The sequence below is a fragment of the Methylobacterium phyllostachyos genome (assembly GCF_900103445.1).
Classification (GTDB): domain Bacteria; phylum Pseudomonadota; class Alphaproteobacteria; order Rhizobiales; family Beijerinckiaceae; genus Methylobacterium; species Methylobacterium phyllostachyos.
Window position 1 is genome coordinate 169,708 of the sequence record NZ_FNHS01000007.1, and the last position, 21,775, is coordinate 191,482.

The 21,775-nt window shown below is 69.1% G+C and carries 21 protein-coding genes; 7 read left to right on the plus strand and 14 right to left on the minus strand.

The features are described 5' to 3' along the window. Positions 1-383 precede the first annotated feature (383 nt). A complete protein-coding gene (locus tag BLQ49_RS13045; protein ID WP_091716345.1) occupies positions 384-932 on the plus strand; it encodes an HNH endonuclease in 549 nt (182 codons plus the stop codon). An 86-nt stretch (positions 933-1,018) separates the two neighbouring features. Here the strand turns inward: BLQ49_RS13045 and BLQ49_RS13050 are convergent, their stop codons facing one another. The 3 genes from BLQ49_RS13050 to BLQ49_RS13060 all read right to left on the minus strand — a co-directional run bounded on the left by BLQ49_RS13050 (position 1,019) and on the right by BLQ49_RS13060 (position 3,417). Continuing rightward, positions 1,019-1,258 (minus strand): hypothetical protein, encoded by a 240-nt coding sequence (locus tag BLQ49_RS13050; RefSeq protein WP_091716480.1) that lies wholly within the window; start codon positions 1,256-1,258, stop codon positions 1,019-1,021. Between the two features lie 41 nt (positions 1,259-1,299). Then, positions 1,300-2,205 carry an outer membrane protein gene (locus BLQ49_RS13055; RefSeq protein WP_091716346.1) on the minus strand — a complete coding sequence of 302 codons (906 nt, stop codon included), beginning with the start codon at positions 2,203-2,205 and terminating at the stop codon, positions 1,300-1,302. A gap of 222 nt (positions 2,206-2,427) precedes the next feature. Then, entirely contained in the window at positions 2,428-3,417 is a 990-nt protein-coding gene (locus BLQ49_RS13060) for an outer membrane protein (RefSeq protein WP_091716347.1), read from the minus strand. Positions 3,418-3,717: 300 nt separating this feature from the next. Between BLQ49_RS13060 and BLQ49_RS13065 the strand changes: the two genes are divergently transcribed. Further along, positions 3,718-4,050: an MmcQ/YjbR family DNA-binding protein gene (locus BLQ49_RS13065; protein ID WP_091716348.1), complete on the plus strand. Its 333-nt coding sequence runs from the start codon at positions 3,718-3,720 to the stop codon at positions 4,048-4,050. A gap of 121 nt (positions 4,051-4,171) precedes the next feature. Here the strand turns inward: BLQ49_RS13065 and glmM are convergent, their stop codons facing one another. The 6 genes from glmM to pal form a co-directional block, all read right to left on the minus strand. Beyond that, positions 4,172-5,512, minus strand: a complete 1,341-nt coding sequence (gene glmM, locus BLQ49_RS13070) for a phosphoglucosamine mutase (RefSeq protein ID WP_091716349.1) — start codon at positions 5,510-5,512, stop codon at positions 4,172-4,174. Between the two features lie 140 nt (positions 5,513-5,652). Then, positions 5,653-6,399 carry a sulfite exporter TauE/SafE family protein gene (locus tag BLQ49_RS13075; protein ID WP_091716350.1) on the minus strand — a complete coding sequence of 249 codons (747 nt, stop codon included), beginning with the start codon at positions 6,397-6,399 and terminating at the stop codon, positions 5,653-5,655. Positions 6,400-6,562: 163 nt separating this feature from the next. Beyond that, on the minus strand, positions 6,563-8,485 hold the full coding sequence (gene ftsH, locus BLQ49_RS13080; RefSeq protein WP_091716351.1) for an ATP-dependent zinc metalloprotease FtsH: 1,923 nt from the start codon (positions 8,483-8,485) through the stop codon (positions 6,563-6,565). A gap of 3 nt (positions 8,486-8,488) precedes the next feature. Next, a complete protein-coding gene (tilS, locus tag BLQ49_RS13085; protein WP_208859051.1) occupies positions 8,489-9,613 on the minus strand; it encodes a tRNA lysidine(34) synthetase TilS in 1,125 nt (374 codons plus the stop codon). A 115-nt stretch (positions 9,614-9,728) separates the two neighbouring features. Continuing rightward, entirely contained in the window at positions 9,729-10,751 is a 1,023-nt protein-coding gene (gene ybgF / locus BLQ49_RS13090) for a tol-pal system protein YbgF (protein WP_091716482.1), read from the minus strand. A gap of 119 nt (positions 10,752-10,870) precedes the next feature. Next, the gene (gene pal, locus BLQ49_RS13095; RefSeq protein WP_091716352.1) at positions 10,871-11,365 is read right to left on the minus strand and encodes a peptidoglycan-associated lipoprotein Pal; all 495 of its coding nucleotides are present in this window, start codon (positions 11,363-11,365) and stop codon (positions 10,871-10,873) included. A 343-nt stretch (positions 11,366-11,708) separates the two neighbouring features. Between pal and BLQ49_RS13100 the strand changes: the two genes are divergently transcribed. Next, entirely contained in the window at positions 11,709-12,113 is a 405-nt protein-coding gene (locus BLQ49_RS13100) for a response regulator (RefSeq protein WP_091716353.1), read from the plus strand. A 66-nt stretch (positions 12,114-12,179) separates the two neighbouring features. Here the strand turns inward: BLQ49_RS13100 and BLQ49_RS13105 are convergent, their stop codons facing one another. Beyond that, entirely contained in the window at positions 12,180-13,214 is a 1,035-nt protein-coding gene (locus tag BLQ49_RS13105; RefSeq protein WP_091716354.1) for a WcbI family polysaccharide biosynthesis putative acetyltransferase, read from the minus strand. Between the two features lie 73 nt (positions 13,215-13,287). Between BLQ49_RS13105 and BLQ49_RS13110 the strand changes: the two genes are divergently transcribed. From BLQ49_RS13110 to BLQ49_RS13120, 3 genes are all read left to right on the plus strand, one after another. Then, entirely contained in the window at positions 13,288-14,355 is a 1,068-nt protein-coding gene (locus tag BLQ49_RS13110; RefSeq protein ID WP_091716355.1) for a GSCFA domain-containing protein, read from the plus strand. Positions 14,356-14,434: 79 nt separating this feature from the next. After that, positions 14,435-15,034, plus strand: coding sequence for a nitroreductase family protein (locus tag BLQ49_RS13115; protein WP_091716356.1), 600 nt, complete (start codon positions 14,435-14,437; stop codon positions 15,032-15,034). 102 nt (positions 15,035-15,136) lie between these two features. Continuing rightward, complete coding sequence (locus BLQ49_RS13120) at positions 15,137-15,883, plus strand: SHOCT domain-containing protein (protein ID WP_091716357.1); 747 nt, start codon at positions 15,137-15,139, stop codon at positions 15,881-15,883. An 89-nt stretch (positions 15,884-15,972) separates the two neighbouring features. Here BLQ49_RS13120 and BLQ49_RS13125 read toward each other — a convergent pair whose 3' ends face one another. Further along, positions 15,973-16,728 carry an alpha/beta hydrolase family protein gene (locus tag BLQ49_RS13125; RefSeq protein WP_091716358.1) on the minus strand — a complete coding sequence of 252 codons (756 nt, stop codon included), beginning with the start codon at positions 16,726-16,728 and terminating at the stop codon, positions 15,973-15,975. 66 nt (positions 16,729-16,794) lie between these two features. Next, positions 16,795-17,820, minus strand: a complete 1,026-nt coding sequence (locus BLQ49_RS13130) for a KpsF/GutQ family sugar-phosphate isomerase (protein ID WP_091716359.1) — start codon at positions 17,818-17,820, stop codon at positions 16,795-16,797. 193 nt (positions 17,821-18,013) lie between these two features. Between BLQ49_RS13130 and BLQ49_RS13135 the strand changes: the two genes are divergently transcribed. After that, positions 18,014-19,447, plus strand: coding sequence for an FAD-linked oxidase C-terminal domain-containing protein (locus BLQ49_RS13135; RefSeq protein WP_091716360.1), 1,434 nt, complete (start codon positions 18,014-18,016; stop codon positions 19,445-19,447). Between the two features lie 57 nt (positions 19,448-19,504). On the opposite strand, the gene BLQ49_RS13140 is transcribed toward BLQ49_RS13135, so the two are convergent. Together BLQ49_RS13140 and BLQ49_RS13145 are read right to left on the minus strand one after the other, a co-directional pair. Then, entirely contained in the window at positions 19,505-20,038 is a 534-nt protein-coding gene (locus tag BLQ49_RS13140) for a Ros/MucR family transcriptional regulator (protein ID WP_091716361.1), read from the minus strand. A 425-nt stretch (positions 20,039-20,463) separates the two neighbouring features. Further along, on the minus strand, positions 20,464-21,675 hold the full coding sequence (locus tag BLQ49_RS13145; RefSeq protein ID WP_091716362.1) for an ABC transporter permease: 1,212 nt from the start codon (positions 21,673-21,675) through the stop codon (positions 20,464-20,466). Between the last annotated feature and the right edge of the window lie 100 nt (positions 21,676-21,775).

The window sequence follows — 21,775 nt, forward strand, 5'->3', positions numbered from 1 at the left end:
CGCGCGCCGGGCCGCTCTTCGGGTGCCCCGTGTGTGTGTGCCCTGTGGGTGCGTCCCTGGGCCCGCCGGGAACAGCTTCACAAGGGTGTCATGCTGAGATTAGATGAGCACCTGATGGACAGGGCCTTTTCGTCATCACGCGAAAGGGCACGGCCGGCGATCGTGCCGGCCCGGCCCGGCCGCGTTCCGGATCTGATCGCCCCGACTGGCGCCCTCGCGCGCCGGCCCGCCGCCCTGTTGCTCCCTCCACCGCTCCCTTCAGGTCGTCGCCCCGGGCGCCGGCTTGTCCCGCATCGGCTCCGGGCCGGTCCGGACGAGCCGGTGAGGCGTCACCCCGGTCCCGCGTGTTATCCGCGTCAGAGCTAGTGTGAAGAGTCGCGCCGATGATGGATCTCCAAACCCTCGTCCTCAACGCGGATTATCGGCCGCTCTCGTATAATCCGCTCTCCCTCTGGTCCTGGAAGGATGCCTTCACGGCCCTGTTCCTCGACCGGGTCACCCTGGTGGCGAGCTACGATGTCGAGGCCCGCTCGCCCTCGCGCTCCCTGCGGGTGCCCAGCGTGGTGGCGCTCAAGAACTACGTGGCGCTCGCCCGCAGCCCGGCCTTCACGCGCTACAACATCTACCTGCGGGACGGGTTCAGCTGCCAGTATTGCGGCCTGCGGCTGCCCTCCGGCGGCCTGACCTTCGACCACGTGGTGCCGCGATCCCGGGGCGGCCTGTCGAGCTGGGAGAACGTCGTTGCGGCCTGCTCGCCCTGCAACCTGCGCAAGGCCAACCGGACCCCGGCCGAGGCCGACATGCCGCTGATGACCGAGCCCCGGCGGCCGACCCGCTATGAGTTGCACCACCGGCAGCCGGAATTCGACCACCGGCAATATCACCACACGTGGCTCGACTACCTGTACTGGGACAGCGAACTGGAGAGCTGAGGTGGGGGCAGCGCCGGTCGCGCTTCGCAGCCGGGGACTAGGCTAGTCAACAACGGACCGTCCGTCATGCCTTCCCGGCGACCCTCTCACCAGGCCATGGAGCGGGGCGGCTGGTTGTACAGCGGGACGCTGTGGTTGCGCGGCAGGTAGTCCCACACCAGCACGGGCGGCGGGACGACCGGAACGACCGCGACGGGCCGCACCCGGATTCGGTGGCGGATGACGCGCGACTCGGTCCGGTGCCCGGACCAGGCGGTGGGGGACGCCTGGGCGGGGCCCGCCGCGAGCAGGGCCGCGGCGACCGCGAGACAGCGACACACGCGCATGGACAGGCTCCCGCCGGCTGTCGATCCCAGACCGTGCACCATCAGAACTTGACGGCCGCGCCGGCGCGGACGGTGTTCAGGTTGACCTTGTGGCCGTCGAAATCGCTGAACAGGACGTACTGATATTCGGCGCGCAGCAGGATGTTCGGGGTGATCGCGTACTCGATGCCGACGCCCCCCGCCATGCCGGCGACGACCTTGGTCCGCGACTGCGCCTGGATCGACGTGAACGGCGTGCCGCTGTAGGGCGCGCTCTGATCGAAGCTCGTGTAGCCGAAGCTGTTCACCGCGGTGGGCGTCCCGGCCAGGTTGGCGTTGTAGGCGGTCAGGTTGAACCCGTAATTCCGGTAGACGGTCGAGTCGGCGATGCGTGCCCGGCCGATGGCGACGCCGCCGGTCACATAGGGCATGAAATTCTCGAACGCGTAACCGATCCGCGCGCGCAGCGTGCCGTAATCGTTGACCCGGGTGGCGGTGGCCCCGCCCAGGTTCACGACTTCATACACACCGGCCGCAGTGGTCTGACTGCGACCGATACTGTCACTCGAGACACCCATCTTACCGAAATAGGTGTAATCGGCCTCGACGCCGAAGACGAACTGGTCGAACTGGACATTGTAGCCCGCGAAGGCGCCGAAGCTCGCGGCGCCGACCCGCTTCGACGCCGGGCTGAGCAGGGTCGAGGCGCTGAAATCGGACTCGCCGGTCGTATTGTGCGAATCCCGGAAGATCAGGGGCTGCAGCGCGCCCTTGCTGCCCAGTGCCGCCGAGGTGTAGCCGCCATGGCCGCCGACATACAGGCCGCTCCAGTCGACCACGCGGATCGGAGCCGGGACCGGGTCGTAGTCGGCGCCGCGCAGGTAATCGTAATCCAGGTCGGCGGCCCGGGCGGAGTTGACGCCGCAGAGACCGAGGACCGCCAGAAGCGGAAAGGTGACGGTACGCATCGGGATCGTCCTGGAACAGCAGTGATAGACGGCGGATCGAGCCTCGATATCGAGATAGTCGAGTAACCTTAATTATCCGTTGCTTAAGACAAATCTTCGGACACCAATTCTACTTTCACGATGCTGCCGCCGATCTCCGGGCCCCGTCGTCCGGCCCCGAAACGCGAAACGGCGCGGAGAGCCTCCGCGCCGTCGCCGTCCGGTAATGGGATCGCGCTGCGATCAGTACTTGCGCACCAGCGGGCCGGGGATCGGCTCCGGCATCAGCGGCGGCAGCGGGGCCGCGACGACGCCGCCGAGGTAGTAGCGCAGGCCGATCTTCACGTCGTGCGCCTCGATGTCCTTCACCTTGATCGCGTTGAGGCTGCCGGTGCAGCACGGCACGTAGCCGGCGCCGGTCTCGGCCTTGCCGAGGTTCAGGTAGCGGTAGGCCAGTTCGATCTTCAGCGCGTCGGTCACGTTGTAGGCGAGACCGGCATGGAGCGCCCAGGCGAAGCTGCCGCTCGACTTGTCCTTGTAGAACTTGCTGCCGCTGTTGGTGTTGTAGACCGGATTGCCGTTCGAGTCGTAAACCGGCTTGTAGTTGTAGCTCGGCTGACCGCAATCGCAGCCATAGACCGGGTTGCCGTAATCGTAACCGTAGGTCGGGCTGGTGAACTGCTGGTTGGTCGAGTACGACGAGACGTGGTTGAAGGCATAGCCGACACCGCCGCCGATGAACGGCGTGATGCCGTACCACGTGCCGAGGTCGAAATACGCGTTGGCCATCACCACGGCGGAATCGAAATTGCCGCTCGACTTGTTGACGCCGTAGGAGCCCAGGCCGTCATCGTAATCCGGGCCGCGGTAGTACTCGCTGCCGCGCAGGCCGGTGGCGTAGCGATACTCACCCGTGATGTCGCCGCGGAAGAACGGGGTGAACTGGTAGCCGACACCGACGCCCGCGAAGCCGCCGCCGCCGATCTCGTTGCCGAAGGAGCGGTTGGCATCCGGGTAGCCGGTGTAATCGTAGGCGGTGCTGTACTTCGGGCGGTTGTAGACGCTGGCGCCCACATCGCCGCGCAGGTACCAGCCGCCACCGACTTCGATCGGCTCGGGCGGGGGCGGGGGCGGCGGGGGCAGCAGGTCCGCCGCGGCGGCGAGGCAGGGCGCGCCGACGCTCGCCGCGAGCGTCAGGCTACGCACCAAAGCGTTGAGCTTGGAGCGGGCCATAAGAATTCCTTTACTGGATCCGTGAGCCCGACGCTCCGCGTGCGCGCTCTGTGGTTAGCCTGTGAAGAATGCGCGCAACGTCTTAAATCCGGCTTAACGTTAAGTCTTAGGCTTGCGTGTTTTCGACCCTTCAGCGCAAACCGTTGCTCCATAAATATTGGCCGGCCGTCAGTACGGGACACCGCCGCCTTTTCTGGGATCGACTGTCGCAGGAGAAAGACTGTATGAGCAGAATGCTGACCGCCGCTCAGGCCGGGATCGGGACGGTCGTGGATCCGGGCATGGCGGGCTGAGGCGCCCATGCTCCCGGAGGACGTGCGCATCCTGGCGCTGATGCTGCCCGAGGCGGTAGCAGGCGCCCATAGCGGCAACCCGGATTTCCGCGTCGGCGGCCGGGTCTTCGCGACCCTGTGGGTCGAGGAGGCGCGGGTGGTGCTGCGACTCGCGCCCGACGATCAGGCCGCCCTGTGCGAGGCCGAGCCGGACCTGTTCACGCCGCTCGACGGGGCCTGGGGCCGCCGGGGCTGGACCAACCTCGATCTCGACCTGTGCGAGGAGGAGACACTGCGCACCGGGCTCCTGGCGGCGTGGCGCGTGACGGCGCCTCCGGAGTTGAGCGCCGCCTACGACTGAACCCCACGTCTGGCTTTCAAAAGGTCTGCGACCTTCTGCGGGTCCAGGGCAGAGCCCTGGTGCCGTCAGGGGCTCCGCCCCCGAACCCCGCCAAAGGGCTCGCCCTTTGGGATCCCGAACTCTAGGCCGCGGCGCGGGTCACGGCGTCGACCACCTCGTCGACCACGGCGTTGACGAGGCCGCGGTCGTCGCCCTCGGCCATCACCCGGATCACCGGCTCGGTGCCGGAGGGGCGGATTACGAGGCGGCCGGCATTGCCCAGCCGCTCGCGGGCGTGCTCGATCGCGCTCACCACGCTGTCCTGCCGCAGTGGCTCGCCGGCCCTGTAGCGCACGTTCTTGAGGATCTGCGGCAGCGGCTCGAAGCAGTGGCAGACCTCACTCACCGGCCGGTTCTGACGCTGCACCACGCTGAGCAGCTGGAGCGCCGCCACGAGGCCGTCGCCCGTGGTGGTGTAATCCGACATGATGATGTGGCCGGATTGCTCGCCGCCGAGGTTGTACCCGTGCTCGCGCATGTGCTCGAGGACGTAGCGGTCCCCCACCGCGGTGCGGGCCAGCGTCAGCCCCAGGCCGCCGAGATAGCGCTCCAGGCCGAGGTTCGACATGATCGTGGCCACCACGCCCGGCTGGGTGAGGCGCTCGTCCTCCTTCCATGACCGGGCGACGACCGCCATGAGCTGGTCGCCGTCGACCACCTGCCCCTTCTCGTCGACGATCAGCACCCGGTCGGCATCGCCGTCCAGCGCGATGCCGATATCGGCCCGGCGCTCGCGCACCATGTCGATCAGGGCCGCGGGTGCGGTGGAACCGACATCGCGGTTGATGTTGAACCCGTCCGGCTCGGTGCCGATGGCGATGACCTCGGCGCCGAGCTCCCACAGGGTCTCGGGGGCGACCCGGTAGGCGGCGCCATTGGCGCAATCGACCACCACCCGCAACCCGTCGAGGGTCACCTGCCGCGGCAGGGTGCGCTTGGCGAACTCGATGTAGCGGGCATGCACGCTCTCGATCCGCTTGGCCCGGCCGAGATCGTTGGAGCCGGACAGGCGCTTGTGCATGTCGGCGTCGATCAGCTCTTCGATCTCGTGCTCGATCGCGTCGTTGAGCTTGAACCCGTCGGGCCCGAACAGCTTGATGCCGTTATCCTCGAATGGGTTGTGCGAGGCCGAGATCATCACGCCGAGATCGGCCCGCATGGAGCGGCTCAGCATCGCGACGGCCGGCGTCGGCACCGGCCCGAGCAGCAGCACGTCCATGCCCACCGAGGTGAAGCCCGCGACCAGCGCGGTCTCGATCATGTAGCCGGACAGGCGGGTATCCTTGCCGATCACCACCCGGTGGCGGTGGTCACCGCGCTGGAACACGAGGCCCGCCGCCTGACCGACCTTCAGGGCGAGTTCGGGGGTGATCACGCCGTTGGCGCGGCCGCGGATCCCGTCGGTTCCGAAATACTTGCGCACGAGGTCGTCTCCGAGGCCCGGCCTCGCCGGCCTGACAAGGCTTAGCAGACAATCGTTTACGCCGGATGTGGTCCGTCCGGCAGTCAGACGGGTGCTTCCCGACAAAGGCGGTCGAAATGCGGCCAAGCCGCTGACGGGGGCTACAGGATCCGCGGGAGCGATGCGCCGACCAGGGCGAGGCCGGAGAGGATCAGGAGACTCAGCACCAGGGTGCGGAACATCGCCTCGCTGATGCCGAGATAGATCCGCGCGCCGAGCAGCGCCGGGATCAGCATGGCCGGCAGCACCACGGCCAGCATCGGCAGCATCGCCCGCGTGACGAGGCCGGAGGCGACGTAGGTGACGACCGTGACGCTGAGCATGGCGAGGTTGAAGTTCTGGATCACCGCCCGCTGCGCGTCGCGCTCGTAGCGGCGCAGGGTGCACCAGAGGGTGGGCAGCACACCCGTGAAGCCGCCGAGCCCGCCCATCATGCCGCCGCCGAGGCCGACCACCGCGTCGGCGAACCGGCCGCCCACGGTGATGCGCGGCAGGTTCCTGGCGAACAGCATGGCCGGACACCAGACCAGCAGCAGCAGGCCGAGGATCACCTTGAACCAGTCGGCGTCGAGCCGCGGCAGCAGGAGGATACCGAGGGGCAGTCCGGCGAGGCCGCCGAGTACGAAGGGCGCAAGCCGCTTGAGATCGAAGCCGCGCCGGACCGAGACGGCGGCAACGACCTGACCCGTGAAGCCGCCCGCGACGGCGAGGACCGCCGCGAGCTTCGGATCGAGTACCCAGGCCCAGAATGAGAGGGCGACGAGCCCGAAGCCGAAACCCGAGAGCCCCTGCACGAAGCCGGCGACGACGGCGCCGAGGGCGACGACGAGATAGGTCGAGACCGGCATGGGACTTGGCTGCGCCTTGTGGAGGGACCGGTCTTTTTCGATTCGGAGAAGTCGGCGGAGTCTCCCGCCAAGCTGCGGATGTCGGTTTGCTGGCAGCGGATCCGCTTTGTCACGCACGAAAAAGGGCGCCTCGCGGCGCCCTCTTCGTCCATCCAACCCAGGCTCAGGCCTGCGGCTGCGGCTCCAGCCCGCCGTCGCTCTCTTTCGGCCGGCCGCGGCCTGCCGAGGGGACCGAGGAGCCCCGGGCCGGGGTCGGCGGCACGTCGCCGCCGTCGCGGATCGGGGGCTCGCCCTTGAGCAGCTTGCGGATCTCCTCGCCCGAGAGGGTCTCGTATTCGAGGAGCCCCTGCGCCAGCGCCTCCAAGTCGTCCTTGTGCTCGGCGAGGATGCGGCGTGCCTCCTCCAGGCCGGTCTCCACGAGGCGGCGGACCTCGGCGTCGATCTTCTGGGCAGTCGACTCCGAGACCGACTGCTGCCGGCCCATCGACATGCCGAGGAAGACCTCGTCGTTGTTGTCACCGTACGCGACCGTCCCGAGTTCGGGCGAGAAGCCCCAGCGGGTCACCATCATCTTGGCGAGGCGGGTGGCCTGCTCGATGTCCGACTGGGCGCCCGAGGTCACCTTATCCTGGCCGAAGATCATCTCCTCGGCGATGCGGCCGCCCATCATGATCGCCAACCGCGAGGTCATCTGCTCGAAGCTCATGGAGAGCTTGTCCCGCTCGGGCAGCTGCATGACCATGCCGAGCGCCCGGCCACGCGGGATGATGGTGGCCTTGTGCACCGGGTCCGTGGCCGGGACGTTGAGCGCGACGATCGCGTGGCCGCCCTCGTGATAGGCGGTGAGCCGCTTCTCGTCCTCGGTCATCACGAGGGTGCGCCGCTCGGCGCCCATCATGACCTTGTCCTTGGCGTCCTCGAACTCGTGCATCGTCACGATGCGCTTGCCGCGGCGGGCCGCCAGCAGCGCGGACTCGTTCACGAGGTTCATCAGGTCGGCGCCCGAGAAGCCCGGGGTGCCGCGCGCGATGGTCTTCAGGTCGACATCGGGAGCCAGCGGCACCTTGCGCACGTGGACGCGCAGGATGCGCTCGCGGCCGGTGACGTCGGGGTTCGGCACCATGATCTGGCGGTCGAAGCGGCCGGGACGCAGCAGGGCCGGGTCGAGCACGTCGGGGCGGTTGGTCGCCGCGATGATGATCACGCCCTCGTTGGCCTCGAACCCATCCATCTCCACGAGGAGCTGGTTCAGGGTCTGCTCGCGCTCGTCGTTGCCGCCGCCCAGGCCGGCGCCGCGATGGCGGCCGACCGCGTCGATCTCGTCGATGAAGATGATGCAGGGGGCGTTCTTCTTGGCCTGCTCGAACATGTCGCGCACGCGGCTGGCGCCGACGCCCACGAACATCTCGACGAAATCGGAGCCCGAGATGGTGAAGAACGGCACGTTGGCCTCACCCGCAACCGCCCGGGCGATCAGGGTCTTACCGGTGCCGGGCGGGCCGACGAGCAGCACGCCGCGCGGGATCCGGCCGCCGAGCCGCTGGAACTTCTGCGGATCGCGCAGGAACTCGACGATCTCCTGCAGATCCTCCTTGGCCTCCTCGACGCCCGCCACGTCGTCGAACGATACGCGGCCGTGGGCCTCGTTGAGGAGCTTCGCCTTCGACTTGCCGAAGCCCATGGCGCGGCCGGCGCCGGACTGCATCTGGCGCGACAGGAAGATCCAGGCGCCGATGAAGACGAGAATCGGCAGCCAGCTCACGAGCAGCTGGATGAACCAGGGGGTGTTGTCGGACGGGGGACGGGCGGTGATCTGAACGCCCTTGCCCTGGAGCTTCGAGACTAGGCTCGGGTCATTGGGCGCGTAGCTCGTGAAGTTGCCGCCGCCCACGTAGGTGCCGGACACGTCCTGCCCGGAAATCACCACCGACTGGATCTTGCCGGCATCGGCGTCGTTCAGGAGCTGGCTGTAGGCGATCTCGCTGCCGCCGCCCCGGTGCCCCGGATTCTGGAACAGGGTGACGAGGGCCAGCACCAGCAGGAAGATGACGACCCACAAGGCAAAGTTGCGAAAATTCGGGTTCATCGATCAATCCTTGGTGCGTGCGACCCCCAAGACGGACGCCTCGCCCGGCTCGGCCGGTCCATCCGTGCACACTCCACCAATGTAGGCGGGGGGCTCTCCCTTGCCAAGTAATGGCGACACCCCTGCGGCGAGGGCAGCACTCTTTGCTCTCGCGCGACGGGGTGGCGCGGGGTCAAGCCTCACCGTGCCGGCGGTGTCCGCCGCGATCAGGAATCCCGCGAGGCTACGCCGGATCGCCACCCGACGCCGCAGGGCCGGCAGGAGTGATTCGAGGACCAGGGTTTCGAGGCGTTCGAGGCGGCGCGGCGCTGCCCCAGCCTGCGTGAGGGCGTGATCGAGGCAGCGCAGTGCCACGGCCTCCGGCAGGGCCGCCAGGATGGTTCCGTCGAGGCGCAGAATCGCGTCCGCAGCGGGCCGCCGCGCGGTCTCGAAGGCCTGTTCGGCGGCGCTTCGCAGCGCGGCCTCGTCGCGGGCGACGCGCTCGGCGAGACGGGCGAGGCGGCCGGGGGTCAGCCCCTCCCGCGCCAAGATCGGCCAGGCGTCGCGCAGGCGGCCCCGGGCAAAGCGCGGGTCGGCGTTGCTGGGATCGCGCAGATACGCGATGCCGCGGGCCTCGCACCACGCCACCAGGACCGCCTTCGGCAGGCCGAGAAACGGCCGCGCGAGATCGAGGCCGGGTGCGAGCACCCGCGTGGTGCGCATGCCGGCGAGGCCGGCGGGGCCGCTGCCCGCAGCGATGCGCATCAGCACGGTTTCGGCTTGGTCGTCCTGGGTATGGCCGGTGAGGATACGGGCCGCGCCGACCGCGGTGGCCTCGGCGGCCAGCAGCCGGTAGCGGGCCGCCCGAGCCGCCGCCTGAAGACCGGTGCCGGGTTTCGGGCCCGCCCAGGTCAGGATCGCATGCGGCAGGCCGAGGGCCCGGGCCGACCGGCCGACCGCCTCGGCCTCCGCGCCGGAATCCGGACGCAGGCCGTGATCCACGGTCGCGACCCGCACGGCCGCCCCCAGGGAAGCGGCGGCGTGCATCAGCGCGCTCGAATCGGGCCCACCCGAGACGGCAAGCAGCACTCCGCCATCGAGCCAGGGTTCGAGCGCCTGAAGAACCGGGTCGTTCGCAGAGCCCGTCATGGATTCGGAAGGTCCGCGACCTCTTGCGGGTGCAGGGCAGAGCCCCGCGAAGATCCATCAGGGCTCCACCCCGACACCCCGCTGAAGGGCTGAGCGCCTTGGAAACCCCGATCGGTCAGGCGCCGCAGCGGGCGCGCTTCTGCTCGCGCGCGACACCCTGGCGGACTCCCGCCCCTGCATTCGGAAACTTCCGGTCGAGTTCGGCCAGCGTCGCGCAGGCCTGCTCGCGGGCGCCGAGCGCAGCGAGCGTGACGCCGAGCTTCAGCATGGCGTCGGGGGCCTGCGAGGAGCGGGCGTAGTCGGTGGAGACCTTCAGGAACTGCTCGGCCGCCTCGCGGTTGCGGCCCCGGGCGAGGTAGCTCTCGCCGAGCCAGTAGGTGGCACCCGCGACGCGGTTGTCGCGGGGATGCGACTGGATGAACTGGCGCAGGCCCATCTCGGCCTGCTCGTATTGCTTGGCCCGGTACAACTCCACCGCGGCCTCGTAGTCCAAGGCCGGATCGCCCGTGCGCGTGGCGGCCACGCTCTCGGGGGGGTGAGCCGGGATCGCCCCGGTCCGGGCCGGCGGACGCAGGTCCACCGGCTGATCGTAGCCGGGGGACGCGGCCTCCGTCTCCTCGTCCTCGCCAGCTCCCTCCATGGCCCCGTCGATCGCTCCCTGGGGCAGGCGCTGCGGTCTGGGCGCGGCCTCGGCCGCCTCGACAGCCTCGCGGGGCGGCAGGGGCACCGAGGGCTGGGTGCTGCCGAGCTGCATCGGCGCGCCCGGCGCCCCGGGGGCTTGCGACGGGTCGAAGGCGTCACCGCGCTTGCCCGGCCGCCCGGAGCCCGGATTGACGCCGTTGACGGTGCCGCCTCCCGATCCGGAGGACGGGGCAGCCGAAGGCGCGGGCTTGCCGCCGCCCTTGCCCTCGCTCAGGCGGAACTCGACATCCTCCTGGAACTTGCGCAGCTGCTCCTTGAGCTGGCGGTTCTCGTACTGGAGGGTCTCGATCTGCCCGGCCATCATCCGGGACTGGTTCTCGATGCGCCCGAGGCGCACCACCAGTTCGGAGGCGTCCTGCGCGGCGGCCGGCTGGCCGAGGAGCGCGGTGGCGAGGGCCGTGGCAAGCACCAGACGGGTGCGAAGGCGGGCGGGCATGAAATCGGCGGGCATGGGGCGGCTGCAGTCCGATGGCGGCGCGTGGCCCTAACAGATGCGCCGGTCCGCGGCAAAACTGGGGCGGGGATCGATCCCCGCCCCCGCGAACCTGTCCGGCCTTAAGCGCCGGCGCCGCGGTCCAGCACGATCACCGCCCGGCGATTCTGCGACCAGCAGGAGATGTCGTTGCACACCGCCACCGGCCGCTCCTTGCCGTACGACACGGTCCGCATCCGGTTGCCCGCGATGCCGCGGGTGGCGAGGTAGTCGTTCACCGCCTGAGCGCGGCGGGCACCCAGGGAGAAGTTGTACTCGCGGGTGCCGCGCTCGTCGGCATGGCCCTCGATGATGAAGGTGTAGCGCGGGTAGCGCTGCAGCCACGCGGCCTGCTTGTCGAGGGTCGCAGTCGCGGTGGGCGTCAGGTCGGTGGAGTCCGACTCGAAGAAGACCCGGTCGCCGATGTTGACGACGAAGTCCTGCGCGCTGCCCGGGGTCGCGGCGCCGGCACCGAACGCGGAGGCGTCGGCGAGGTCCTTGTCGTTGCTGCAGGCGCCGAGGCCGAGGCCGGCGACGAGGGCGAGGCCGAGGGCGGCGGCGCGGAAACGCTGGGGCATGATCGTCAAAACTCCTCGAGCGGTGCCGAAGGCCGGCTGCGGGTCTTCGAGGCGGGTCCGCGTCGTTCTGATGCCGTTCGTAGGCGCGGATGGTTAAGCGACGGTTCCGCCGGGTGGCACGGGCGCGTGATGGCGATCCGGGCCCGGCGGCGTCGTGCGCTGTCGCACCCGGAATACGGCAGCCGCGGGGCGGCCGACCTCAAAAGGGCATTTCCGTCGCGCAGGTTGCGGCGATGCCACAGCGCGGGCTTCGACGCGCAGGGTGAACGGCCCGAACGGGCCTTTAAGATATCGTCAACCATGCCGGCCCTTGAATGGCATAGCCGACCACCGGACATCCGTCATGCACCCCGCACACTGTGTTCTCATCGTCGAGGATAGTTATCTTCTGCTCGAGATCATCGCGAGCCTGTGCGAGACGCAAGGCATCCGGGTCCTCGAAGCGTCGAGCGGCGAGGCGGCACTGACGCTCCTGCGGACCCGCGGTGGCGAGATCGACTGGCTGTTCACCGATATCCACCTGCCGGGGCTGATCGACGGCTGGACGGTGGCGCACGCTTTTCGCGCCCTCCACCCGGATCGCCCCGTGGTCTACACCTCGACCGAGGCGAACCGGCGCAGCGGCGTGCCCGGCAGCCTGTTCCTGCGCAAGCCGTTCCAGGTGCAGGAGGTCAATCGGCTGGTCCGGATGATGGTCGAGGGCCTCGGCGAAGCGGCTTCCGGGGCGCCGCTCTGCGCGGCGGGCTGAACGGGTCCAGAGCCGTATTCCGGCGCGCCCTGGCGTCGAACAGCTGTCGGGTTCGGCGGACCGCGTTCAGCGGGCCCGGAACAGCGCGACGATCTCCGGCACCGCGAGCCAGGACTCCACCCGCGGACAGGTGAGGTCGCTCGCCGGCAGGGCGTCGTAGATGGAAAAGCTCGCCGCGATGAAGCCCGGCAGGTCGTAGAGCACCGGGAAGTCCGCGCCGCGCGGCTTGGTCTTGAACAGGTACGAGCCGGTCAGGCCGAAATGCTCGGCAATGGGCGGGTAGATCGGCCAGACCACGTCCTGGGCCAGTTCGTCACCAAGGTAATCCTCGATCTCCACCGGCTCCGGGGTGATCCCGCTCTCCGCGAGCAGGCGCCGGGCGATGTCGCCGAGGACATGGACCTTGGGATGGTTCATCAGGTGCATGAAGGCGCCGCGACGCGCCCAGCGGGTCACCTCGCGCTCCAGTCCGAAGCCCAGGGCGTCGGCCGCGCCGATGAGTTCGCGCACGGCCGGATCCCAGTGGTCGAGATAGCCCAGGCGCGCGAACACGTCCTCGCGGAACAAGCCGGCGGTGCGGCCGGCATCAAGACCGAGCCGGTGGCCGGTGAGGACGATGGCCGAGTGGTACTGGCCCAATGGCGACGGCGTCAGCTTCAGGGCGGCAAGGTCCGAGGCTTGGCCGACATAGACCATGTCGGGGTGGAAGGCCGAGAACACGATCGACGGGAACAGCTTGAGCCGCGGGTCGGCCGCCCGCACGGTGGCGACATCGCCGCCCGGGAGCAGCCCGGCTGGGAAGGCCTGCGAGAAGACGTGGTCGTGGGCCAGCAGGGTCCGGACCAGACCATCGACATGGCCGTGGTCGCGCTTCAGCGAACCCATGGGCAAGTAATTGACCGGGCTCTTCGGTGCCAGCAGGCGCATCGCCCGGGCGATGCCGCGGGCCTGGCAATTGCCCAGCACCGCGATGCTCGGCCCGTCACGCCCCGTAGCGGCGCGGGCGCGGTTCCGCCATGGTGTCGCCCAGGTGGGGGCCCAACTGGGCGTCGAGAGCGTGAACGCGCTGCGGGCGCGCCGGGGCAGGTCGTTCAGGGCCACGTCGCGTGCCGGGGTCAGCGGACGGGTCAGCGGTCCCGAGGGCCGTCGCCGTCGTGAGGAAGAGGGTTCGAGGATGGCGTTGAATCCGTATACGGGTCTACCGGCCGAGCGATTCTGGCGCAAGGTCGTGACCAACGTGCCGCCCTTCGCGGTCAATCCGCACCCGAAGGATACGTTCGTGATCGCGCCGACCGACAAGGTCGCTACGGGCGGCTCCTGCTTCGCGCAACGGGTGGCGGAGGCGGTGCGCGGCGCCGGCTTCAACTACTACCTGACCGAGCCGCCGCCCCCCGGCATGAGCCCCGAGGAGGCCAATGCCCGCCAGTTCGGCACCTTCTCGGCGCGGTACGGCAATCTCTACTACACGCGCCAATTCGTGCAGCTGTTCGACCGGGCCTACGGGAAGTTCGAGCCGGAGCTGAAGGCGTGGCTGCGCGACGACGGCCGCTACGTCGACCCGTTCCGTCCCACGGTCGAGCCGGCGGGTTTTGCGAGCGAGGCGGAAGTGATCGCGGCGCGGGACGCCCACCTCGCCGAGGTGCGCCGCCTGTTCGAGACGCTCGACGTGTTCGTGCTGACGCTCGGCCTGACGGAAGGCTGGCGCTGGCGGGCCGACGGGGCGGCGCTGCCGCTGGCCCCGGGCGTCGCGGGCGGCACCTTCGATCCGGAGCTCTACGAATGCGTCAATGCGGGCGCGGCCGAGGTTCTGGGCGACCTCAACGGCTTCCTCGACCGGCTCTGGAGCGTGAACCCGAAGGCGCGGGTGATCTTCACGGTCTCGCCGGTGCCGATGATCGCCACCTACATGGACCGGCACGTGATGGAGTCGAACAGCTACTCCAAGTCGGTGCTGCGGGTGGCGGCCGGCGAAGTGGTGGGCCGGGGCGACCCGCGGGCGGTCTACTTCCCCGCCTACGACATCGTCACGAGCAACGTGAATGCCGGGCGCTACTACAACGAGGACCAGCGCACCATCAACGACGCGGGGGTGCGCCACGTGATGCGCCTGTTCCTGGCGACCTTCGCCCGCGACCGGGTCTCCCCGGCGCCGACCCACGCCCCCGTGGACCTCGCAGCGGAGTTCGAGGGCAATGCCGGCGTGATCTGCGACGAGGAGGAGATCGAGCGCAGCGTGGCGTAGGCCCGGAGTTTGCCTCCGGACGGGCGTTTCGGGCAAGCTCGGCCACCCGGGCGCCCACGCCCATTCGGAGACGAATCCCTTGAGCCTGCCCGCGCCCCGCCACGCCGACCACGACATCGATCCTGTCTTCGTGAAGCGGCACTCGCCCCGCGCCTTCACGGGCGAGGCCGTGCCCGAATCCGAGTTGATGCGGATGATCGAGGCGGCCCGCTGGTCGCCCTCCGCCTACAACTCGCAGCCCTGGCGCTTCCTCTACGCGCTGCGGGGCGATGCCCATTGGGACACGTTCTTCGACCTGCTGGTGCCCGGCAATCAGAAATGGGTCTCGGGCACCGGCGCGATCGTGTTCCTCGTGTCGAACGGCTTCATGAAAGTCGGCGACGAACTGAAGCCGTCCTACAGCCACTCCTTCGATGCCGGCACCGCCTCGCTGGCGTTCCAGCTCCAGGCGATCCACCAGGGCTGGCACGCCCACGGCATGGTGGGCTTCGACCATGTTGGCGCCCCCGCGGTGCTGCGCCTGCCCGAGAACCACCGGATCGAGGCCGCCTTCGCGGTCGGCCGCAAGACGCCCGAGGCGGAGCTCACCGAAGAGCAGCGGCCGCGGGAGGCTCCGAACGGCCGCCGGCCGATCTCGGACTTCACCATCGCGGGCCCGTTCCCACCGGCCGTAGGCTGAAGCGAACCGGAACCGGTGTCTCCGACCGCGAATTGTGTCCGCATCGCGAAGCGGTCGGACCGGTTCCTCCTGTCCGTCATGCGACGATTCGGGAGCTGGCTCATGGGTTCCTCCGACAGCGGCGCCTCGGCCTCTGGGTTCCTCGATGACGGGCGGTTCGATCACGCTTCGGGGTTGCAGAGCATCGCCGACCGCCATGGGGTCAGCCTCGATGCGGTGCGGCACCTCGTGCAGGCGCTGGAGCGCGGCCACGGCACGATGGCGCAGTTCGACCATCCCGATCTCGGCGGGATGGGCCAGTGGTTCTCCGGCGGCATGGTGATGGTCGGCCGGATGTTCGATGACGGGTTGAAGGCGCGGGTTGGCGCCCTCTGCACCGAACTCGCTGCGTCACTGCCGGCGGGCGGCTTTTCGGAGGCGGCCCCCGCCGCCCGGCGCAGTGGGGGCGAATGGTGGCCGGCGGACCTCGGATCGCCGGCGAGCACCGGTTCCCAGAACGGGATGCGCTACGCCTATTTCCCGGAGAGCCGGCGGCTCGCCGTCGAGGCAGGTTCCGGCGTGGTGGTCTACGATACGGGCGAGCACCACATCACCGGCGTCTCGCAAGCCAACGGCAGCCTCGGCTTCACCGGGCCGGCGGGGGCCGTCGATCTCGCCCGGCTGCGCCGCATCGAGGCGGAGGCGGCCGCTCCGCGGCAGGTAGATCCCGCGCAGGCTCCGCCGCCGGAGCGTGCACCGCCCGGCGACGTGCTCGCCACCATCGAGCGGCTGGCCGCATTGCACGCCCGGGGCGTGCTCACCGACCGGGAGTTCTCCGACAAGAAGGCGGAGTTGCTGGCGCGGCTTTAGGGCGTGCCCCGAGTGCAGACCCAGCCCTGGCCGATCGGGCTGCGCTTGGCGCCGGCGGTCAATCGCGACCTTCTGGAACCAGAGCCGTCTCAGACGCCCAAGGTCCGGTGCAGGAACGCGATCAGCCGGCGATGGTGAGCGTTCTCGCCCTCCCCTTCGGGTACGTGCCCCTGATCCGCGAGAAGATGGACCTCGGGATCGAGCCCGTGCCGGTGCAGCCGGTCCCGGAGACGCATCGTCATTGCGGCCGACCATATCGCGTCTTGCAAGCCATGGCTCAGGTACAAGGGGCCGCGGTAGCGCTCGATCTCGATCGCCGTGGTGGGGGGCAACCCGTCCGACGTGCCGCGCCACGTCCAGGCCCTTCGGGCCGGATCCCAGGCTTGCCAGCCCGGATCGCCGGCATCACGCCATTCCGCGCCCACGAAGGCGCCGCAGATGACATCCGGCGCGGCGTGAACCGCCACGGCGTCGGGCAGGCCGGACATGGCGTCCCGCGCCATCAGGGACGTGACCAGCAAGGCATGCTCGGCGCCGCGAGAGACGCCGTAGAGGCCGACGCGCCCGGTGATCGGAAGGGCCCGCAGGACGCCCAGCGCCTCGACCGTGCGATCCAGGGGCACATCGACGATATTGCCGGCATTCCAGACGTTTCCGCCCTGCGAATAGCCGATCGGAAAGGTCAGGAAGCCGTGGGCCGCCAGGATTGCGGCGGTCAGATAGCTGTAGCCAGACCAAGCGCCTTCGGAACCGTGCAGCACCATCACGGTGGGGAACGGACCGTCGCCCGGCGGCCCGTAGGTCATGCCCCAGCCGGCGAGCGGACGGTTGACGATTCGCAGCATGCCCGAAGCTTGCCACGACGCCGTCCTGGTCGCAGCTCCCGATCCGGCCGCGAGACCGCGCGGCGATCAGACGATGCCGGCGCGCAGCAGGTCGTGGACGTGGACGATGCCCACCGGCCGGCCGTCCGTCACCGCGAAGACCGCGGTGATGAGCCGGCGGTTCATCAGCTCCAGGGCCGCCTGGGCAAGCTTGTGCGGCTCCACGGTGACCGGATCGCGGGTCATGATCGTGGAGACCGGCGTGTCGAGGAGCGCCGGGCCCATGTGGCGGCGTAGATCGCCGTCCGTGACGATGCCGACGAGGCGCCCCGCGCCGTCAGTGACGCCGACGCAGCCGTAGCGCCGCGCCGCGATCTCGATCAGCACCTCGGACATCAGCGCAGACTCGTGGACGAGCGGCATGTCCTGCGGCCCGTGCATCACCTGCTGCACGGTCTTGAGGCGGGCGGCGAGCGTCCCGCCGGGATGGAGCGTGTGGAAGCGCGCCGAGGTGAAGCCGCGCCGCTCCAGCAGCGCCACCGCCAGCGCGTCGCCCAAAGCCAGCTGGATCAGGCTGGAGGAGGTCGGCGCGAGGTCGTGGGGGCAGGATTCCCGCACCCGGGGCAGTTCCAGCAGCACGTCGGCGGCCCGGCCGAGCGTGCTCTCGCCGTTGCGGGTGATGGCGACCAGCGGAATCGAGAAGCGTCGGCTGAAGCCCACGAGGTCGGAGAGTTCCGCCGTCTCGCCGGACCACGACAGGGCGATGATCACGTCGTCCCGGGCGATCATGCCGAGGTCGCCATGGCTCGCCTCGGTCGGGTGGACGAAGAACGCGTGGGTGCCGGTGGAGGCTAAAGTTGCGGCGATCTTGCGCCCGACATGGCCGCTCTTGCCGATGCCGCTGACGATCACCCGGCCCTTGCTCTGGAGGATCGTCTGCACCGCCTCCTCGAAGGCCACGCCGAGCCGGCCCTGGAACGCCGCGCTCGCCTCCTGGAGGGCCGCGATGCCGAGCTGCAGGCTGCGGATCCCGAGATCCCGGGTGGTGGCCAGATGCGGTGCCGGCGCGTCGTAGAGGTCATCGCGCAGGGCGCTGGAGGCGGGAGCGTTCATCGGTTCCGTTCTGAACCCGGCGCCGGGCCGGCGATGCGAAGCATGTGCGGCGACGCTAGGCAGGGGTCGTGGTTGAAATGTGACGCCGGGACGACGGGGCGCCGCAGGTCGATCGCCCGCAACGCGGTTGAAGCCGCAGCCGCCCGGGTCCATGCTACCAGCACGCCACCCACAAACAGAGGGCACACGCCCCATGTCGATCCGCTTCCCCGAACCCGATCCCGCCATCCTCGCTCGGCGCGAGGCGATCCTGGCCGGCCTCGCGCCCCTGGTGGCGCCGGAGGCGCTGGTGGTGAGCGAGGACGAGCGCCGGGCCTTCGAGACCGACGGGCTCACCGCCTACCGGCAGATGCCGCTCGCCGTGGTGCTGCCCTCCACCACCGCGGAGGTCGCGGCCGTGATGGCGTATTGCCACGCCAACGGCGTGCGGGTCGTGCCCCGGGGCGCCGGCACCTCGCTCGCGGGCGGCGCCATCGCGCAGGCCGACGCGATCATCCTGGGCGTCGGCAAGATGACCAAGGTCCTCGACATGGACTTCGCCAACCGCACCGCCCGAGTGCAGAGCGGCATCACCAACTTGGCGATCTCCGGAGCGGTCAGCCACGAGGGCTTCTTCTACGCCCCCGACCCGTCGAGCCAGCTCGCCTGCACGATCGCCGGCAACATCGCAATGAATTCCGGCGGCGCGCATTGCCTCAAGTACGGCGTGACCACCAACAATCTGCTCGGCGTCACCCTGGTGCTCAACGACGGCACTGTCGTGGAGATCGGCGGCCAGCACCTCGACAGCGGCGGCTACGACCTGCTCGGACTCGTCTGCGGCTCGGAGGGCCAGCTCGGCATCGTCACCGAGGCGACCGTGCGGATCCTGCGCGCCGCCGAAGGGGCGCGGCCGGTGCTGGTCGGCTTCTCGAAGGTCGAGGATGCGGGCGATTGCGTCGCCGCGATCATCGCGGCCGGCATCATCCCCGTGGCGATCGAGTACATGGACCGCGAGGCGATCCTGATCACCGAGGATTTCGCCCAGGCCGGCTATCCCCGCGACGCCGAGGCGATGCTGATCATCGAGGTCGAGGGCTCGGACGCCGAGTGCGACGCCATGCTGGCCCGGATCGAGACGATCGCTAAGGACTTCCGTCCAACCAGCGTGCGGGTCTCCCGCTCGGAGGCCGAATCCGCCGCGATCTGGAAGGGCCGTAAGTCGGCCTTCGGCGCCACGGGCCGGATCTCCGACTACATCTGCATGGACGGCACGATCCCCACCGGCCAGCTCGGTCCGGTGCTGGAGCGGATCGGAGCGATCTGCGCCGAGAAGGGGCTGCGCGTGGCCAACGTGTTCCACGCCGGCGACGGCAACCTGCACCCGCTGATCCTGTTCGACATCAACCGACCCGGCGAGTTGCAGAAGGCCGAGGCAGCGGGCGACGAGATCCTGAAACTCTGCGTCGAGGTCGGCGGCTGCCTCACGGGCGAGCACGGGGTCGGCATCGAGAAGCGTGAGTTGATGCGCTTCCAGTACGATCAGGTCGATCTCGAGCAGCAGATGCGCGTCAAGGCGGTGTTCGATCCGGACTGGATGCTGAACCCCGCCAAGGTCTTCCCGCTGGAGGGCCGGCTCGCGGCCTGAGTCGGGCGGGCTCCCGATCATCCCGATCGGGAGCCCCGGTCATCCGCCGTATGGCGTTCAGGCGGCCTCGACCTTGCGGCTGCCGACACGTCCCTTGCTGGCGACCGCCTTGCGGCGGCCCTGCGGGGCGGCTGCCTCGTCGGCGGCTTCGGGCTCCTCCCGATCAACCGACTGGCTGCGGCCGGGCTGACCGAGGCCGAGACTCTTGGCGAGCGCCGAGCGCTGCGCCGAGTAGTTCGCCGAGGTGGTCGGGTAATCCGCCGGCAGGCCGTAGCGCTCGCGGTAGGATTGCGGATCCAGGCCGTGCTTGGTCAGGTGACGCTTCAGCGTCTTGTACGACTTGCCGTCGATGAAGCTGATGAGTCCGTCGGGGCGGATCGACTTGCGGATCTGAGCCGGCGTCGGCCGATCGACAGTCTCGGTCGCCGGAGCGGACGGGCCGGATCCGATCGAATTCAGCGCGTCGTGGATGCTCGCGATCAGGCCGGGCAGTTCGGCCGAGGGCAGTGAGTTGTTTGAGACGTAGGCCGCGACGACGTCCACGGTCCGTTCGATGTAATCCAGTTGGGCTGTCGGCGCGGTGTCAGACATTCTCTCTTTCCTTGGCTTCAAAGCCTAATGAGGTCCCCTCTTTTCGCGAGTTAAGACACTGTCTGAAAAAAGCAAGGTGAGCTCTATATCGCGTTGGACCCAGCCGAAAGTCTAAGTATGCATCACCCTGGCATACCTACAGGGTGCGGTTGCATTGGCGACATTTGGAACGCACTTCACGGCCGCTTCACAACCGCCCGCCGGCTGAATTCTGCACGGATCCTGAAGGCAAGTTTTTGTTGATGGCAGAGACCTTTAACCCCAGGAACAGCCGCAGTCTCGGACGGTCATGCGGCAGCGTTCATCGGTCCCGCTAAAAATATACGCTCGCTTCGTGCAAGATTTCGTGACGAGCAGGCGGACCTGCGTCACTCGGCATCGATCGCGGTCCTCATGATTCGCGGCGCGATCCTATCGGGCGGATATCAGACGAAGGTTTTGCGCGGGTCGAAGGCATCGCGCACAGCCTCGCCGGCGAAGACCAGCAGGCTCAGCATCACGGCGATCACGAGGAAGCCCGTGAGCCCGAGCCAGGGCGCGGTCAGGTTATCCTTGCCCTGCGCCAGCAGCTCCCCGAGCGAGGGCGAGCCCGGCGGCAGGCCGAAGCCGAGGAAATCCAGGGAGGTCAGCGTGGTGATCGATCCGTTCAGGATGAACGGCAGGAAGGTCAGCGTCGCCACCATGGCGTTCGGCAGCAGGTGAACCGCCATGATCCGGATATTCGACAGCCCCAGCGCCCGGGCGGCGCGGACATATTCGAAGTTCCGGGCACGCAGGAACTCGGCGCGCACGACGCTGACCAGCGCCACCCAGGAGAACAACAGCATGATCCCGAGCAACACGAAGAAGCCCGGGGCGATGAAGGCCGAGATGATGATGATCAGGTAGAGGGTCGGGATCCCGCCCCAGACCTCGATGAAGCGCTGGAAGGCGAGATCGACCCAGCCGCCGAAATAGCCCTGCACGGCGCCCGCCACCACGCCGATGGCGGAGGAGACCGCCGCCAGGATCAGGCCGAACAGCACCGAGATGCGAAAGCCGTAGATCACCCGCGCCAGCACGTCCCGGGTGGTGTTGTCGGTGCCGAGCCAGTGCCAGGGGATGTCGGCGCAGGTCGAGCCGCCGAGTTTTTCCGCGACCGGCTTGCACTGGGCGTCCGTGAGCATCCAGGTCGGCGGCGACGGCGATGGGGTCGGCAGATCCTCGTTGATGGTGTCGTAGGAGAACCGGATCGCCGGCCAGAGCGCCCAACCGTTCTCGGCGATCTCCTTGCGGATCTCAGGGGAGCGGTAATCGGTCTGCGCGAGGAAGCCTCCGAACTTCTCCTCCGGGTAATCGACCAGCACCGGCACCAGCCACTCGCCCTTGTAGGACAGGAGGATCGGCCGGTCGTTGGCGATGAACTCGGCGAACAGGCTGGCGACGAACAGGACCGTGAAGATCAGGAACGACGCGTAGCCGAGGCGGTTGCGGCGGAAATTGTCCAGCCGCCGCCGATTGATCGGCGACAGGCCGCGCCGTCCCGCCGGGGCGGGGGGCGGGGGAGCACCCTCGTCCGGCCGCAGCACGATCGGCTGGGCACCAGGCATCGGAGCCGGCACGGCTGCGCTCTCGCCGGGGCGGGCGACTTCGTTCATCGCTGGGGTCTCCGAGCGCCGTGTCCTCGCGTCCCCCTCCCGCCTCTGTGGGCAAGGACCTTCACGCCTCTCGGCCAGGCACCGACACTGGCGACAGAGC

Coding starts and splice junctions, on each gene's coding strand:
- BLQ49_RS13125 (WP_091716358.1), bottom strand. CDS start 16,728: ATGCTGCGAATCGTCAACCGTCCGCTCGCCGGCTGGGGCATGACCTAC.
- BLQ49_RS13145 (WP_091716362.1), bottom strand. CDS start 21,675: ATGAACGAAGTCGCCCGCCCCGGCGAGAGCGCAGCCGTGCCGGCTCCG.
- tilS (WP_208859051.1), bottom strand. CDS start 9,613: ATGACGGGCTCTGCGAACGACCCGGTTCTTCAGGCGCTCGAACCCTGG.
- BLQ49_RS13055 (WP_091716346.1), bottom strand. CDS start 2,205: ATGCGTACCGTCACCTTTCCGCTTCTGGCGGTCCTCGGTCTCTGCGGC.
- ybgF (WP_091716482.1), bottom strand. CDS start 10,751: ATGCCCGCCCGCCTTCGCACCCGTCTGGTGCTTGCCACGGCCCTCGCC.
- pal (WP_091716352.1), bottom strand. CDS start 11,365: ATGCCCCAGCGTTTCCGCGCCGCCGCCCTCGGCCTCGCCCTCGTCGCC.
- BLQ49_RS13045 (WP_091716345.1), top strand. CDS start 384: ATGATGGATCTCCAAACCCTCGTCCTCAACGCGGATTATCGGCCGCTC.
- BLQ49_RS13065 (WP_091716348.1), top strand. CDS start 3,718: ATGCTCCCGGAGGACGTGCGCATCCTGGCGCTGATGCTGCCCGAGGCG.
- BLQ49_RS13120 (WP_091716357.1), top strand. CDS start 15,137: ATGGGTTCCTCCGACAGCGGCGCCTCGGCCTCTGGGTTCCTCGATGAC.
- BLQ49_RS13140 (WP_091716361.1), bottom strand. CDS start 20,038: ATGTCTGACACCGCGCCGACAGCCCAACTGGATTACATCGAACGGACC.
- BLQ49_RS13130 (WP_091716359.1), bottom strand. CDS start 17,820: ATGAACGCTCCCGCCTCCAGCGCCCTGCGCGATGACCTCTACGACGCG.
- BLQ49_RS13050 (WP_091716480.1), bottom strand. CDS start 1,258: ATGCGCGTGTGTCGCTGTCTCGCGGTCGCCGCGGCCCTGCTCGCGGCG.
- BLQ49_RS13060 (WP_091716347.1), bottom strand. CDS start 3,417: ATGGCCCGCTCCAAGCTCAACGCTTTGGTGCGTAGCCTGACGCTCGCG.
- BLQ49_RS13110 (WP_091716355.1), top strand. CDS start 13,288: ATGGCGTTGAATCCGTATACGGGTCTACCGGCCGAGCGATTCTGGCGC.
- BLQ49_RS13135 (WP_091716360.1), top strand. CDS start 18,014: ATGTCGATCCGCTTCCCCGAACCCGATCCCGCCATCCTCGCTCGGCGC.
- BLQ49_RS13075 (WP_091716350.1), bottom strand. CDS start 6,399: ATGCCGGTCTCGACCTATCTCGTCGTCGCCCTCGGCGCCGTCGTCGCC.
- BLQ49_RS13100 (WP_091716353.1), top strand. CDS start 11,709: ATGCACCCCGCACACTGTGTTCTCATCGTCGAGGATAGTTATCTTCTG.
- ftsH (WP_091716351.1), bottom strand. CDS start 8,485: ATGAACCCGAATTTTCGCAACTTTGCCTTGTGGGTCGTCATCTTCCTG.